The organism is Sorangium sp. So ce887 (assembly GCF_051521455.1).
In the GTDB taxonomy this organism is placed as follows: domain Bacteria; phylum Myxococcota_A; class Polyangia; order Polyangiales; family Polyangiaceae; genus Sorangium.
On record NZ_CP150354.1, the window covers coordinates 8,181,556 to 8,195,230 of the forward strand.

11 protein-coding genes are annotated in these 13,675 nt (G+C 68.8%); 6 read left to right on the forward strand and 5 right to left on the reverse strand.

Annotation, left to right across the window (positions count from 1 at the left end):
* Positions 1-220: 220 nt before the first annotated feature.
* Positions 221-910, forward strand: a complete 690-nt coding sequence (locus WMF36_RS30365; RefSeq protein WP_437574258.1) for a hypothetical protein — start codon at positions 221-223, stop codon at positions 908-910.
* A gap of 105 nt (positions 911-1,015) precedes the next feature.
* Positions 1,016-2,014, forward strand: a complete 999-nt coding sequence (locus WMF36_RS30370) for an alpha/beta hydrolase family esterase (protein WP_437574259.1) — start codon at positions 1,016-1,018, stop codon at positions 2,012-2,014.
* Positions 2,015-2,047: 33 nt separating this feature from the next.
* Here the strand turns inward: WMF36_RS30370 and WMF36_RS30375 are convergent, their stop codons facing one another.
* The 4 genes from WMF36_RS30375 to WMF36_RS30390 all read right to left on the reverse strand — a co-directional run bounded on the left by WMF36_RS30375 (position 2,048) and on the right by WMF36_RS30390 (position 7,464).
* A complete protein-coding gene (locus WMF36_RS30375) occupies positions 2,048-2,656 on the reverse strand; it encodes a hypothetical protein (RefSeq protein ID WP_437574260.1) in 609 nt (202 codons plus the stop codon).
* Positions 2,657-3,026: 370 nt separating this feature from the next.
* Complete coding sequence (locus WMF36_RS30380; protein WP_437574261.1) at positions 3,027-4,052, reverse strand: pectinesterase family protein; 1,026 nt, start codon at positions 4,050-4,052, stop codon at positions 3,027-3,029.
* A gap of 309 nt (positions 4,053-4,361) precedes the next feature.
* Positions 4,362-6,266, reverse strand: a complete 1,905-nt coding sequence (locus WMF36_RS30385) for a DUF4215 domain-containing protein (protein WP_437574262.1) — start codon at positions 6,264-6,266, stop codon at positions 4,362-4,364.
* A 274-nt stretch (positions 6,267-6,540) separates the two neighbouring features.
* On the reverse strand, positions 6,541-7,464 hold the full coding sequence (locus WMF36_RS30390; protein WP_437574263.1) for a glutathione S-transferase family protein: 924 nt from the start codon (positions 7,462-7,464) through the stop codon (positions 6,541-6,543).
* Positions 7,465-7,644: 180 nt separating this feature from the next.
* On the opposite strand from WMF36_RS30390, the gene WMF36_RS30395 reads away from it, so the two are divergent.
* Together WMF36_RS30395 and WMF36_RS30400 are read left to right on the forward strand one after the other, a co-directional pair.
* Positions 7,645-8,109: a DUF3565 domain-containing protein gene (locus tag WMF36_RS30395; protein WP_437574264.1), complete on the forward strand. Its 465-nt coding sequence runs from the start codon at positions 7,645-7,647 to the stop codon at positions 8,107-8,109.
* 617 nt (positions 8,110-8,726) lie between these two features.
* Positions 8,727-10,517 carry a glucuronyl esterase domain-containing protein gene (locus tag WMF36_RS30400; RefSeq protein WP_437574265.1) on the forward strand — a complete coding sequence of 597 codons (1,791 nt, stop codon included), beginning with the start codon at positions 8,727-8,729 and terminating at the stop codon, positions 10,515-10,517.
* 355 nt (positions 10,518-10,872) lie between these two features.
* Here the strand turns inward: WMF36_RS30400 and WMF36_RS30405 are convergent, their stop codons facing one another.
* The gene (locus WMF36_RS30405) at positions 10,873-12,261 is read right to left on the reverse strand and encodes an alpha/beta hydrolase family protein (protein WP_437574266.1); all 1,389 of its coding nucleotides are present in this window, start codon (positions 12,259-12,261) and stop codon (positions 10,873-10,875) included.
* Between the two features lie 31 nt (positions 12,262-12,292).
* Between WMF36_RS30405 and WMF36_RS30410 the strand changes: the two genes are divergently transcribed.
* Together WMF36_RS30410 and WMF36_RS30415 are read left to right on the forward strand one after the other, a co-directional pair.
* Positions 12,293-12,547, forward strand: a complete 255-nt coding sequence (locus WMF36_RS30410) for a hypothetical protein (RefSeq protein WP_437574267.1) — start codon at positions 12,293-12,295, stop codon at positions 12,545-12,547.
* Positions 12,548-13,173: 626 nt separating this feature from the next.
* Entirely contained in the window at positions 13,174-13,635 is a 462-nt protein-coding gene (locus WMF36_RS30415) for a PaaI family thioesterase (protein WP_437574268.1), read from the forward strand.
* Positions 13,636-13,675: the final 40 nt, after the last annotated feature.

Sequence of the window (13,675 nt, forward strand, 5' to 3'; positions counted from 1 at the left end):
GCGTCTTCGTCCCGAGCCGGCAATCGAGCCTCCGCGCCACAGCGCCACTCTAGAACAGAACGCCTTATCCGGGGAGGAGGGCGCGCCCTGACTTCGTGCCCGCTCCGGAAGCCTCCGTGCCCGCGACAGAAGCCTTCGTGCCCCCGACGGAAGCCTTCGCGCGGGCGCCGGGGCCAGAGCTCGCTTGCCGCGCCGGTCCGGGCGCCCTAAGCGGGCCCCGGTGCCCATCGGCTGGCCAGATCTCTCGGCGCGCTGCGACCGCGCGGGTATCCCGCTGCGCGGCGGCTTCCACCCCCTCGACGCCGACGGCGTCCCCGCGGCCGGAGACCTCGCCGCGGGGACGCTCGTCCTGCTCGGCAATGCCGGCCCGTCCATGTGGCGCGCCTTCTCCCGCGCTCGCGAGCAGGCCCCCGATCTCGCGCTCGACGACTGGACCCTCGCGGTGGTCTCCGCGCTCGCCGCGGAGCTCGGCGCGGCCGCGCTGTTCCCCTTCACCGGCCCTCCGTACTGGCCTTTCCAGCGCTGGGCGCAGCGGGCCGAGCCGGTGTACCCGTCGCCCCTCGGCATCCTCATCCACCCGCGGTTCGGCCTCTGGCACGGGTACCGCGCCGCCCTCGTCTTCGCCGAGCGGCTGTCGCTCCCGCCGCGCGAGGACCGGCCGAGCCCCTGCGCGTCCTGCGCCGACAAGCCCTGTCTGGGCGCCTGCCCCGTCTCCGCGTTCTCGCCCGGCAGCTACGATGTCGCCGCCTGCGTCGGCCACCTCGACGCCCAGCTCGCCGGGGCGTGCATGACCGGAGGGTGCCTGTCGCGCCGCGCGTGCCCGGTCGGGCAAGAGCACATCTATCCCGACGAGCAACGCCGCTTCCACATGCGCGCGTTCCGCCGCGCCGCGCCGCCCGCGGGACGCTAGAGCACAGCGTCGCCCGACGCCGCGAAGCCGGGGAACGACGCACCTGGCGCGCAGGACGCGATCGCAGATGACAGCACGGGACCGCTGGCAGATAGTGAGCCCGCCATGATCCAGCGCCCCCTGCCAGCCCTGATCGCCTCGCTCTCTCTCGTGGTCGCGTGCAGCAGCGACAGCCCCGGCGCGGGCGGCGGAGGCGCGGGCGGCGCGATCTCCCAGGACGGGGGCGGCGGCGGCGCAGGCGGCGCGGCTTCCGGTGCGTCGTCGGGCAGCACAGGCAGCGGCAACACGTCCGGCAGCGGGAGCGCACAGGCGAGCTCGACAGGCAGCAGCAGCAGCGGCGGCGGCGGTGGATCCGGCGGCGCGAGCCCGATGCCGAGCGCCGGCTGCGACAAGGACGCCTCGCAGGCCCTCGAGCAGTGGGTCGCGCAGCCCGACCTGAACATCGAGTCGGTCGATCGGAAGTGGTGGGTCTGGCTGCCCGCGAAGTACGACCCGACGCGAGCCTACCCGGTGGTGTTTCTCTTTCATGGCTGCAGCTCGGGCGACAACAACGTGCCGATGCAGCGCCAGACAGGGGACGACGCCATCCTGGTGCGCGGCGTCGGTGTGTCGAGCAACACCTGCTGGGACGCGTCCGCGGACGGCCCCGACGTCGCTTTCTTCGATCGGATGCTGGACGCCGTGCTCCAGAATCACTGCGCCGACACGTCGCGCGTCTTCGCGGCCGGTTACAGCAGCGGCGCGTGGCTCATCAACACGCTCGAGTGCCGCCGCGGCGACAGGCTGCGCGCCGCCGGGTCGGTGGCGGGCGGCGCGGTGAACCCCCGCGACTGCGTCGGGCAGGTCGCGCGCATCTTCGTGCACGACATGAACGACATGGACAACGACATCAGCGGCAGCGTGGTCGAGCGCGATCGCCTGCTCGAGGCCAATCACTGCGACGCCGAGCTCGAACCGGTGGCCGAAGAGCCGGCGCCGTGCGTGCGCTATCAGGGCTGCGACGAGGGGTACCCGGTGATCTGGTGCGAGACCAGCGGACGGGGCCACGATCGCCAGGACGCCCTCGCGCCCGCTGCGTTCTGGGGCCTGTTCACCGAGCTCTGAGCCGGAAACGAGCGACGCGCAGCTCCGCGCCGCTCAGCGCGGGCTGCACTGCACGACGCAGATGGCCGAGGCGCCCTTCGCGCGCGCGCTCGCCTCGCACGACCGCTTGGCTTGCTGCGAGGCGAGGAAGCGGTCCTTCCCTCCGCCGTTGCCGAACACCATCTGATAGTTGCAGGCGCCCGCAAAGCCGCAGACGCGCACGGAGGCGCTCGCCGTGCACCACCAGGACGCCCCGCCCGTCGCGCCACCGCTGCTGGGGCCTCCGTTCGAGGAGCCCTCGCTCGGAGCGGTGGGCGTCCGCCCCGCGGCCAGCGAGGGCGTCGGCGCTTCGCCCGTCCCGTCGTCGCCGGAGGGCGACGCGACATCGCCCGGGGCGTGGTCGCCGCTGGACGGGTCAGCGCCCGCCACCTCATCGGCTTCGAGGTCCGGGCGGAGCGGGGTGCTCGTCGGCGCGGGCGGCACGGGCAGCACGGGCGAGACGCCGCCCGTGGTCGACACGTCGGAGAGCGCGGGCTCGCCGACCGCTTGCTCCGGCTCCGCGCTCGCCACCAGGTACACCGCGCCGCCGATCACGACGAGGGCGCCCACGCCGAGCGCGAACAACCCGCCCACGACGGCGAGCACGATCACGAGCGGCGACACGCCCGGCTTCGGACGCCGCGGAGGGGGTGGCGGAGGAGGGTAGTAAGGCGGCGGCTGCGGAGGATAGTAAGGCGGCGGCGGAGGACGGTTCTGAGGATGCCCGGGACCGAACATCCCGCAGTCGTAGCGCAACGGAGCCGTCCGCGCTGCGTGGGATAGCTGCCCACGCTGTCGGCGAACGACGGTTCTCGAGACGACCGAGCCCGCCCGCACGCCGGCCTTGCCGCGAGCTCGCGGGGAGGCGCGCGCGCCTTCGCCGGCTCAGCGGGGAGGATCGGACCGGGGGCTCATCCCCTGCCTCGTCGCGCTCCCGGCGACTCGAAGGCCGACGTCGTGGGTCTCGAGCGACAAGGGCTGACGAGAGGCGCTCTCAGTCCGCAAACGTGGGTTTCCAGGGCGCGAGCATGTTCTCGACCGTATAGCTTGCAGCCTCGGCCGCGCTGAGCTGCTTGGACTCGCGGGCCCGCTCGCTCGGCTTCGCGCCAGGTCCCGTGGTCATGTACTCGGCGAAGCGCGCTGTCGCGAGCGTGTTTTCGCTCATGCGGACCCAGCCGACGGGCGAGATGTGCGCGCCGAGCTCGGTTCCGAGGTAGGTGGCCGCGCCGTAGGGTCTCCAGTTGCGACCGAGGGCGATCGAACCGGACCGGATCGATCCGACCGCCGTGGCCTTTCCTCCGAGGAACACGATTCCGAAAGGAATCGATGCGTCCGTGCTCGGCGCGGTGATCGCCGTCCCGCTCGCGACGTTATGGACCGTACAGTCCTCGAACACGGCCGTGGCGCCTCCGAAGATGAAGTCGACGGTGCCCTCGATGTAGCAATCCCTGAAGTACTGCGATCCGTTCTTCACATAGAGCGTGTCCTGGTAACCGATGGCCCGGCAGTGACGGAACTGCACGCGACTGCCGGAGACGAGGAGAGCCACGGCCTGCACGCCTGGGCCCGTGCTGTTGGCGAAGGTGATGTTCTCGGCCGAGACGTCGCTCGCCGAGATATTGACGCTGAAGCTCCCCGAGGTGCCCAGCGTGCCCCCTGCGCCGTTCGAGGTGTTCGCGCTGTCGCCGTAGGTGAGCACGGTCGTCTCCGCCTGACCTGTCTGGCCGCAGAGCGTCACGTGCGGACGGTCGACGACGAGCTTCTCGGAGTAGGTCCCGGGGGCGATGCGAAGGATAGTGGGCGTCGTGTTCGACCTGGCGACGCTGTTGATCGCGGCCTGAACCGAGGTGAAATCACCCGATCCATCCCGGTTCACCTCGATGAGCGTCCCACCCGTCACGCTGTTGCAGTCGGAGGCACCGCTGCCGCCGCCTGAACCACCAGCGCCTGAGCCGCCGGCGCCTGAGCCGCCGCTGCCGTCGCCGCCGGTCCCCGAGGTCCCGCCCGTGCTGCTAGACACGCCGGCGCTTCCGCCGGTGCCTGCGCCTCCCGGGCCGCCGGGCGACACCGTGCCGCCGCTCCCCGTCGTGCCGCCCGAGGGCCCGCCGGATGCGGCGAGCGAGCCGCCTCCGGCGGGCGCGGCCGGATCATCGGCGCCCTGCTCGCTCGAACAGGCGAACGAGGCGAATGAACAAGAGAGAGCGAGAAGGGATGGGAGTGCGAGGCAGGACCAAGGACGCAACATAGGGGAGTTCTCCAGAACGCAAGCAGGGCGCAGCCTGAGGGCCTCGTCTTGAGCGGGTATGGCGAGGGGCGCGCCTCCGCCGGCTCAGCGGGGGACGAGGTTGCGGCAACCGCTGCCGCAGGCGTCGCCGTCGAGGTTGTTGCCGTCGTCGCACTCCTCGACATCCTGCACGGTGCCATCGCCGCAGAACTCGCCGAGCTGGCAGCTCGGTCCGCACTCGCCGTAGCCGCCGTCGTTCACGCCGTCGTCGCACTGCTCGCCCAGGCCGACGACGCCATCGCCGCAGATCGCGGCGCACTCGCTGCGCGCCGTCGCGAAGCCCTGCAGCGTGAGCTTGAACGTCGACGCCGCGGTCTGGCGCTCGGCGTGGAACACGGCGATCTGATAGACGCCGCCGTCCACCAGGCCGAGGTCGACGTTCCGCGCCGGGATGTTGTCGTCCTCTCCTCCGGCGTAGGTCACCCTGCCTGCCCCGTTGGCGCCGATGACGAGGTGCCCGGTGACGGCGCTGTGGATGCCGCCCACGTCGACAGCGAGGCGATCGTTGATGAACACCCACACGTCGTCATCGCCGGTGAAGTCGAGCACGTACTCCTCGCCCGCCGTGTACTGGAACCAGTAGCGGATCTCGCTCGTGAAATGGAAGTTGTGGTCCGGGGTGCCGTCCTCTTTCAACCAGCTCCCGTCCCCGTAGCTCGGGAAGATATCGGCAGGGACGCGCTCGGCCGCCGGGGTGAATCGATCGCCGTCGACCGGAAAGAACAGCGGGTTCCCGTCGTAGGTGGCGTCCACGTACCTCGCCCAGTAGACCCCGCCGCGCGCCTCGCAGCTGTGGAACTCGGGGCTGTGGATGTCGCCGCAGGCCGCGGTGTTCTCGGTCGTCGAGGTACAGGGCTCCCCGTCCTCCTCGTTACCGACGTTGCCGCAATAGTGCGCGCTCTCCGGGGACAGCAGGGTCCACGGCTCGCCTTCCGCGCCCCAGCGGTTCACGAAGCGGCCATCCCCGGTGTCCCACAGCGTGAGGGTGGCGACCGTGGTGCTGTTGGTGCCGGGCACGTCGTGGTACCAGTCGGCGAAGCTCTGCGCGCTCGTGACCAGGCTGTTCGCGACCGCCATGTACGCAGGCTTCTTCTCGGCGTCGAGCCGGTTCGCGACCATGCCGAAGACCGGCGCGCTGCGGCCGGGACCCTTCGGCTCGAAGTCGGGGTGGGCCGCCCGGAAGTCGCGGAACACCACCGGCACAGCCATGGATCCCGAAGGCTGGGGCACGGCGCAGCGATACCCGGGCTCTGTCGCGCAGGCCCCGGAGCACCCGTCGCCGTCGATGTTGTTGCCGTCGTCGCAGTCCTCCGCGAGCACGAGGCCGTCTCCACAGCGGGAGGCGCAGGAGCCCGCGGCGCAATCGGGCTCGGCCTGGCACGTCGAGGAGCAGCCATCGAAGGGCATCGTGTTGCCGTCTTCGCAGCTCTCGGCCCCCTCCTGGGCGGTGTCGCCGCAGGTCGTCTCGGTGCAGGCGCTCGGGCTGCCGTCGCATTTGTAGCCCACCTCCACCTTGCAGGTCGGCGAGCAGCCGTCGCCCGGCTCGGTATTGGCGTCGTCGCAGAGCTCCGGAAACACCACGGCACCGTCCCCGCAGCGGGCGGCGCGGGTGCAGGCAGCGCCGGGCCTGGGGCAGGACCAGCCCAGCTCGACCGAGAGGCAATCTCCGGGGCAACCGTCGCCCCCCGCGAGGTTGCTGTCGTCGCAGGCTTCGTCCGACGTCAGGATCCCGTCACCACAACGGAACGTGGCGTTGTTGTCGCCGATGCCGATGTCGCCGTCGCCATCGCCGAGCTCGCCGCCGGTGCCGGTGTTGTCCCCGGCGCCCGAGCCGCCGCCGCCGGGGGTGCCCGTGCTGTTGTTCTCGCCGGACGCAGAGCAGCTCGCCAGCACGGCAAGGCTGCTCGCGATGGTGATCGTCGACCCAAGCCACGAAGCACGAGGACGCATGACCCGCTCCTTTCGGCCGCCCCCGATCGCTCGGGACGCGTGAAGCGGTCGCAGTCTTCCACGCGGTTGCCCTGAACTCGAGCCCCTCGTGCGCCGAGCCGACACCCGCACGATCGTGGCGTGAAGGATACGCCTTCGACGCGCGGACAAATCCCGACACAGCGTTGTTTTTCTGCGAGGGCGGATCACAGAGAGCTCTTGATCAACCAGGTATGCAGCGTGGCTGTATGATGGGACGGAGGCCGCGAGGGGCTTGATTTTCAGACGGCGCGGCTCACTGCTTCGTGATGCGATACCCCGCGCGCGGGAAGTGCAACGCGATCTCCCCCACGGCCGGATCGTGGCGCCGGACCGTGATCTCGGAGGCCGAGAGCCGCACGACGACGCCCCGGCTCTCCTCTGGACCGTAATCGTCGGCCGCGATCGCCACCGCATCTCCCGGCCGGAGGCCCTCTCCTGCCGCGATCTCCCCGCCTGCGACGTCGGCCGGCTCGGACGCCCGGGCGATCGCGAGCGCCTCGGCGGCGCTCATCGGTCGAGCGTCGCCCGGGCCGAAGGCCTCGATGCGCGCGAGCCACGCCGCGAGCGCCGGCCGCGCCTCGACCTCCGCGAACAGCCTCGCGCTCTGTTTCACGCTCTGTTTCACGAACCACACCGGGTGGAAGCACGCCGCGTCCGCGATCGAGAACGCGTCGCCCAGCAGGAAAGGCCGGTCGCGGAGCTGGCCGTCCAGGCGATCGAGCGACAGCAGCGCCTGGCTCAGGGCGTGCGGCGCCGCCCCGAAGATCGCGTCCTTGCTCAACGCCGGCGACATCGCCGCTCGATCCGCGAGGATGCCGGGCGGCAGGAAAGCAAACAGATCGACGATCACCGGCGGCACGATCTGCTGCATCAACCGGTGGTCGGCCCAGTCCTCGATCAGCCCGGCCAGCCCGGCCTCCCCGGGCGGGATGCAGGCAGGCTCCGGCCGTAGCTGCTCCAGGCGCCGCGCGATGCACGCCGTGTCGCAGTAGACGTCCGCGCCGATCTGCATGACCGGGATCCGCCGGTAACCGCCGGTGAGCGGCGTCAGCTCCGGCTTCGGCGCCATCATCGGCTGTTCGACCGAGCGCCACGCGATCTTCTTGTATGCCAGGATCCTGCGGATCTTCTCGGCGAAGAGCGACAGGGGATAGTGGTGGAGAACGATCTCGGCCATGGGAAAACCTCGGTTTGGGGCGACCTTCTCTGGTCGACGCTCATCCTAGACACCGCGCCAAGCGTCGTTCTTGGAGAATCTTGCGATCTCCGAGCCATCGCCGGGGGCGCTCGGCGGAGCGCCCAACAGGCCGGCGGAAGCCGCCGTGACACCCGTCCTCGGATCGGGTAGCTCGACGCCATGCATCGAGCGATCACGGGCTACCATCGGGACGACGCGAACGACTGGGTGGCCGAGCTGAGCTGCGGTCACGGCCAGCACGTCCGGCACACCCCGCCCTTCATGGTGCGCCCCTGGGTGCTCACGCCCGAGGGCCGTGCGTCCATGCTCGGAACCGAGCTCGACTGCGTGCGTTGCGATCGGCTGGAGATGCCCGACGGGATGGTCGCGTACAGTCGAACGGCCGAGTTCGACGAGGGCACGATCCCGGGCGGCCTGAGAAAGAACCACACGACCAAGCCCGGTGTGTGGGGCGTGATCCACGTCGTCTCGGGGCAGCTCCGCTATCGCATCGACGGGCTCGGCGGTCGCGAGATGCTGCTGGATCCGGAGTCCCCGGGGACCGTCGTGCCGGAGGTGCTGCACCACGTCGACCTCCACGGTCCAGTCCGGTTCTTCGTGGAGTTTTACCGCAAGGCAGGGTGACCCCGATCGGCCGGCGGTGTCGATTATCGGTAGAGCGTCGCTTTTCCAGGAGAGTGAACGAACCTCATAAGGTTCTATGCTCGAGCCAGCGCGCGCAACGTGACTGTACGCTGCACGGCAAGCTGCACGCGAACTGCACGCGAACTGCACGCGAAATCACCTCGACAAATAAAAGAGTCTTGACTTTCGCCACGAATTTGTATGAATGTTCTAATCCCCTTTGGCGCCCCGGACCGTTCCCGGCCGGGCGCCGCTGTCGGTCGCCGGACGTTCAGGGGCCGACTCCGAGCGGGGCTACTGTCGGGATAACTTGCTTTTGGCGGCTGCGCGTCCGAGCTGCTCTTGCTTTCTAAGATGCCCAGCCTCCTCGCGCGGGGTATCCGCAGGTGAGCATCTCTCCGACCAACATCGTGTAGGCCAGGCATGTCGTCGGCACAGGCCCGCGGGAGCAACCGTGATCGGGAGCACGCTGGCCGTTCATCTCGAACTCTAACCAATGGATCGGGGGAGATCGCGGGCGTCACGCTGGTTCACAACTCTGCCTTGAGCAGAAGCCTGCGACCCGACCGGTCCGATCATGGAGAACCTTAATGCGTATCACTCGCTTGCTTGGCTGCATGTCCGCTTCGCTCGCATTCAGTGTGCTCGGGTGCAGCGTTGAGCCCCTCGAGGACGAGGAGCTCGACCATCTAGATTCCGCCTTGGACAGCGCCGATAACTCGATGTCGGCGGCTCTCATCCTTCGGTCGGACTGGGGAAACGGCTACTGCGCGGACGTGACGGTAACGAACAAGAACCGCACCCCGGGGACCACCGGCTGGAGCGTGGACGTCGCGCTCAATGGCTCGTCGAAGGGCACCCCGTGGAACGTGACCGTAACGGACTCGAACGGGCGGTTCACCGCCAGGAACGTGAGCCATAACGGAGCGCTGGCTCCGGGCAACTCGACGACGTGGGGATTCTGCGGGACCGGCACCGGGCGGCCTTCGATCGCATCGGTCACCGGCAGCGGCGGCACGGTCGGCACGGGCGCTTCCACCTCATCGAGCAGCAGCAGCTCGACCTCGTCGTCCAGCAGCTCATCGTCGTCCAGCAGCTCATCGTCGAGCAGCAGCTCATCGTCGAGCAGCAGCTCGGGGACGGGCGGCAGCGGCGGGGCCGGCGGCTCCGGCGGGGCCGGCGGCTCCGGCGGCTCCGGCGGCTCCGGCGGTTCCGGCGGCGGCGGCGGGACGGGCGGCTCCGGCCCCGTCGAAGACAGCGGCGCGAGCTGCCCCAGGCCGGCCTTGCCTGCCGCGTCGTCTCTTCCGGCTCACGAGACGCATCAGGATCCGTTCCTGATGACGAGCGGCTCGCGCATCGCGAGGAAGTCGGACTGGGCATGCCGACGCGCCGAGATCAAGGCGCAGGTCGAGGAGTACGAGTCCGGCGCGAAGCCCGTGGTGTCCAAGGACAAGGTCACGGGTTCGTTCTCGGGGAAGAAGCTGACGGTCAACGTCAGCGAGGGGTCGAAGAGCACCTCCTTCGGCCTCGACATCAACCGGCCTTCCGGGGCGCCTTCCGGTCCGATTCCGCTGCTCATCAGCCTCTCCGGCTTCGGCGCGATCACCCTCGACTCCAGCGTGTTCAGCGCCAACGGCGTCGCGACGGCCATCTACAACAACAACGAGATCGGCGCCCAGAGCGGGGGCGGCTCACGTGGGACGGGCAAGTTCTACGACCTCTACGGCAGGAGCCACTCGGCCAGCTCGATGATAGCGTGGGCCTGGGGTATCAGCCGGATCATCGACGCGCTGGAGAAGACCCCGTCAGCCAACATCGACCCGAGGCGCATCGCCGTGACGGGTTGCTCGCGGGATGGAAAGGGCGCCCTCACTGCGGGCGCGTTCGACGAGCGCATCGTGCTGACGATCCCTCAGGAGTCGGGCGCCGGAGGCTCGGCGAGCTGGCGCGTGTCGCAGGCAGGGGCCAACTCTGGGCAGAACGTGCAGACCCTGTCCAACGCGGCCAATGAGCAGCCGTGGTTCCGCCAGAATTTCGGCTCGACCTTCGGCAGCAGGGTGAACAACCTCCCCTTCGATCATCACATGGTCATGGGCCTCGTCGCTCCGCGCGCGTTGCTCGTCCTCGACAACAGGATCGACTGGCTCGGCATCGATAGCACCTTCACGGCTGGGTCCATCGCCCACGCGATCTGGGAGGGGCTCGGCGTGCCCGACAAGATGGCTTACTGGCAGCTCGGCGGCCATGAACACTGCCAGTTCCCCGCCGCGCAGAGGGCGCTCCTCGAGGCCTACGTGAAGAAGTTCCTCGTCGGAGGCGGCTCCGGCGAGACCAACGTGGTCAGGAGCGACGGGGCGAGGGCCGACCTGACCCGGTGGATGAAATGGACGGCGCCGCGCCTCGAGTAACCGCTCCCGCCGAAGCGGTCGCCTGGTCACCGCACGAAGAGCTCGTGCAGACGACATGATGTCTGCCGCCGGCAGGGCGCGTCACTGGACGCGCCTTCCGGCGCGCACACCCAGCAGACACCCCCCTTCCCCGTCACGGTCGCCACATGACGAGCGCCGTCCAGCGCCGCTCGGGCGCCGGCGTGCGCCCCGGGGCGCTGCTGTTCCTCCAGGCCACGGCTTCCCCCGGCGGCCTTCGGATAGAAGGGAAAGCAAACCGATCAGAACGGCCCGGCCACGCCTTGGCGTGACCGGGCCGTCGAGCGGGCCCGGCACCTTTTCTTCGGTGACCGGGGCCCGTCTTTCACTCGCCTTACTACAAGGTGGGGGTCTCCCAGTCGATCACATCGGTGAAGTCCAAATCGAAGTTGCCCTCTTGCGGCTGGATGACGATCTCGGTCTGTGCGTCCATTCCTTTGAGGAACTTGTCCACGAATGCCTTGACGCTAGCCTGTTGAGCTGCCGGGGCCGCGCAGTGGCCGTGGTTGCTCGTGAAGTCGAAGCCGATGTTCTCTGGCACTCCCATGGCCTTCCAGACTTCCTTGGCGGCATTGATCGATTTCCATCCGGATTCATCACCCAACCATTCAAAGTCCTGGTTGCCCAGGGCGATGATGGCGCGGGGGGCAATCATGGCGATGAGCTCATGGTGGTCGTGGGGCAAGCTGTAGGGGTCGAGCTGCTTCATGCTGCCCAGGAACCAGGAGCCGTTGGTGTTGTCGATCTTCTCGATGTTCGTCCCGGTGCGGGTCGTGAAGTTTTGAGACGTCCTCCAGGAGGTGATGCCACCCCCGCCCGATTCCTGGGCAACGGTGAGCGCCACCCGTTCATCGAACGCACCGCCGAACAGGGCCATTTTCCCGGCATAGGAGCAGCCCTGCAGGCCGATTTTGGTCGGGTCGACATTCAGCTCATCCTTCACCTGCTCGATACCGTCGATGAGGCGGCTGATACCCCATGACCAGGCGTTGTACTTTCCGATTTTGCCCCACAGTTCGGGGTACACTTTGTAGAAGGGGTTGTTTTGATTGTGCGAGCCGCCGCCCCCGTCGTAACCCACCACTTGATCGTGCATGAAGGGAATCTGGGTGCAGCCGCTGATCAGGCCCGCGTTCCCGTTCATCCCGATGGCGACGCAACTGCCCGACCCTCCGATAGTGGAGGTGAGCGTGATCGAGCCTGCAGCTGTCGTGACGACTACGTTCAGCATGTTGCCGGACACGCTGGCCTCAACCATCGGGGGTTCAGGCTTGGGGCCGATTTCGTACTTCTCAATCTCCGTCTTGATTTCCGCTCGTCGGCACTTCCATGCTGCCTTGGTGGTGATGGCGGTTCCGTCGTTCATGACGAAGGGATTGGGCAGATTGTCATTCTTCTTCAGTTCACCGGCAGTTACCTCACAGTCGGCGCCGGTGTGCTCGGGGTAGCCATCACCGACGACCGGACCGCCGCCTGTGCCGGGGGCACCGCCCCCAGTCCCCGTTCCCGTGCCTGCGCCACCGGTTCCACCGCCACCGGTTCCACCGCCACCGGCGCCGCCCGTTGACGACGTGTTGCTGACCGACCCGGTGCTGCCGGTCGGATTGCCGGTGCCGTCGGAGCCGCCGGCGCTTGTGTCGCCCGTGTCATCGCTCGAGCCGCACGCGACGAGCAGGGGGAGGAGGGCGGCTGCGGTGAGCTTGGAGTACTTCGGTCGAAAGGACATGGGGGGCCTCGCTGAGTCTAAGGGGCTCGGCATGGTCATGGTCGGACAGGTCGTGCTGCGTGTTTTTCCGTCGGAAACACCGCGCAGCGCGACCGCATGTACATTCCCGGTGGAAGGCGTTTCCATCAGCTTCCTCGTGGTCGCAATCGCCGTTGTCACGATGCTTGCGTTGAACGCGTTGCCATCGTGCGCGACAGGCCGCATCCGGGCGATCTTGTGCAGGCTGGAGCTGGCGCGCCGCCACGCGTCGAAATGGCCGCTGCGCAGCGCACACGCCGTCTGCTGATCTCCCCGATTCGGGTACCACACGAGGGGTCGAGAGAATACACATTTCACCCCTGGCAAAGCGCGCGGGTAGCCTCGCTCGGCGACGTCGCGCTACGATCGGTAACACGCGGACCACGTCGCGCTACGATCGGTAACACGCGGACCACGTCGCGCTACGATCGATGGCAGAAGCGGCTCTGGCTGCGCTAGGTCGCGGCGCACAGGCAGTGCGCGGCGTCGATGCAGAGAATATCGGTGCACTCTGGAACGAACCAGCGCTCGTCGCCCATGCACTCTTCACCTGTACGATAATTCTACGCCCAATGCCATGCTTTCTTACGGCTCACGGCTCACGGCTTACGGCGCGTCACGGCGTGTCACGCCGCGTTACGTCGCGAACTTGAAGAAGTGGATAAGCCTGTGAATCGAAGCACACAACACTGCTGCGGCGATGTGACCCGCCGCGCCAGGATCTGAATCGCCGCCGCCTTCTCTTTCGGGTCGCTCCAGTCGAGGTCGAGCCCGGCCTTGATGCAGGGAGCTCCGGACGCGGACGAGATCATGGCCTGGCGAGACCGTCGAGCCTTCCATCGAAGCGCCCGGAATTGTCACCAATCCACCTGAACGGTGCTCTACGCTGCCTCCATGGCCGAAGGGGAATCCGAGGACTTCGCCGCGGCGCTCAACGCCGCGAGCATCGACGGCTGGATCAGCGCCATGGGTCTCCGGCTGATCCGCGCCACGGGCGACGGGGTGGAGGCCGAGCTCGACATCGGACCGCAGCACCTGCAGGCCTACGGCATCGTGCACGGCGGCGTCCACGCGGGGCTCATCGAGACGCTGGCGTCGGTCGGCGCCGCGCTCCACGCCCTGCCGGACGGCCGCTCGGTCGTCGGGCTCGAGAACCATACGAGCTTCCTGCGCGCGGTCCGGTCGGGGCGGCTCCGCGCCACGGCGCGGCCGCTCGACCGCGGGCGGCGCACCCAGGTCTGGGAGGGCTCGGTCCACGACGAGGAAGGCCGGCTCTGCGCCACGGGCCGCGTGCGCCTCCTCGTGCTGGAGCCGGACGCCGTGCTCGCGGGCCAGCGCGCCGGCACGCCTGGCTGACGCCGCCCGGCCGCCTGATCGCAGCCGCCTTCGCGAGGTG

Bases quoted from the DNA above. Each gene is read 5' to 3' on its own strand.
- WMF36_RS30370 (WP_437574259.1), top strand. From the start codon at position 1,016: ATGATCCAGCGCCCCCTGCCAGCCCTGATCGCCTCGCTCTCTCTCGTG.
- WMF36_RS30385 (WP_437574262.1), bottom strand. From the start codon at position 6,266: ATGCGTCCTCGTGCTTCGTGGCTTGGGTCGACGATCACCATCGCGAGC.
- WMF36_RS30390 (WP_437574263.1), bottom strand. From the start codon at position 7,464: ATGGCCGAGATCGTTCTCCACCACTATCCCCTGTCGCTCTTCGCCGAG.
- WMF36_RS30395 (WP_437574264.1), top strand. From the start codon at position 7,645: ATGCATCGAGCGATCACGGGCTACCATCGGGACGACGCGAACGACTGG.
- WMF36_RS30400 (WP_437574265.1), top strand. From the start codon at position 8,727: ATGTCCGCTTCGCTCGCATTCAGTGTGCTCGGGTGCAGCGTTGAGCCC.
- WMF36_RS30405 (WP_437574266.1), bottom strand. From the start codon at position 12,261: ATGTCCTTTCGACCGAAGTACTCCAAGCTCACCGCAGCCGCCCTCCTC.
- WMF36_RS30410 (WP_437574267.1), top strand. From the start codon at position 12,293: ATGGTCATGGTCGGACAGGTCGTGCTGCGTGTTTTTCCGTCGGAAACA.
- WMF36_RS30415 (WP_437574268.1), top strand. From the start codon at position 13,174: ATGGCCGAAGGGGAATCCGAGGACTTCGCCGCGGCGCTCAACGCCGCG.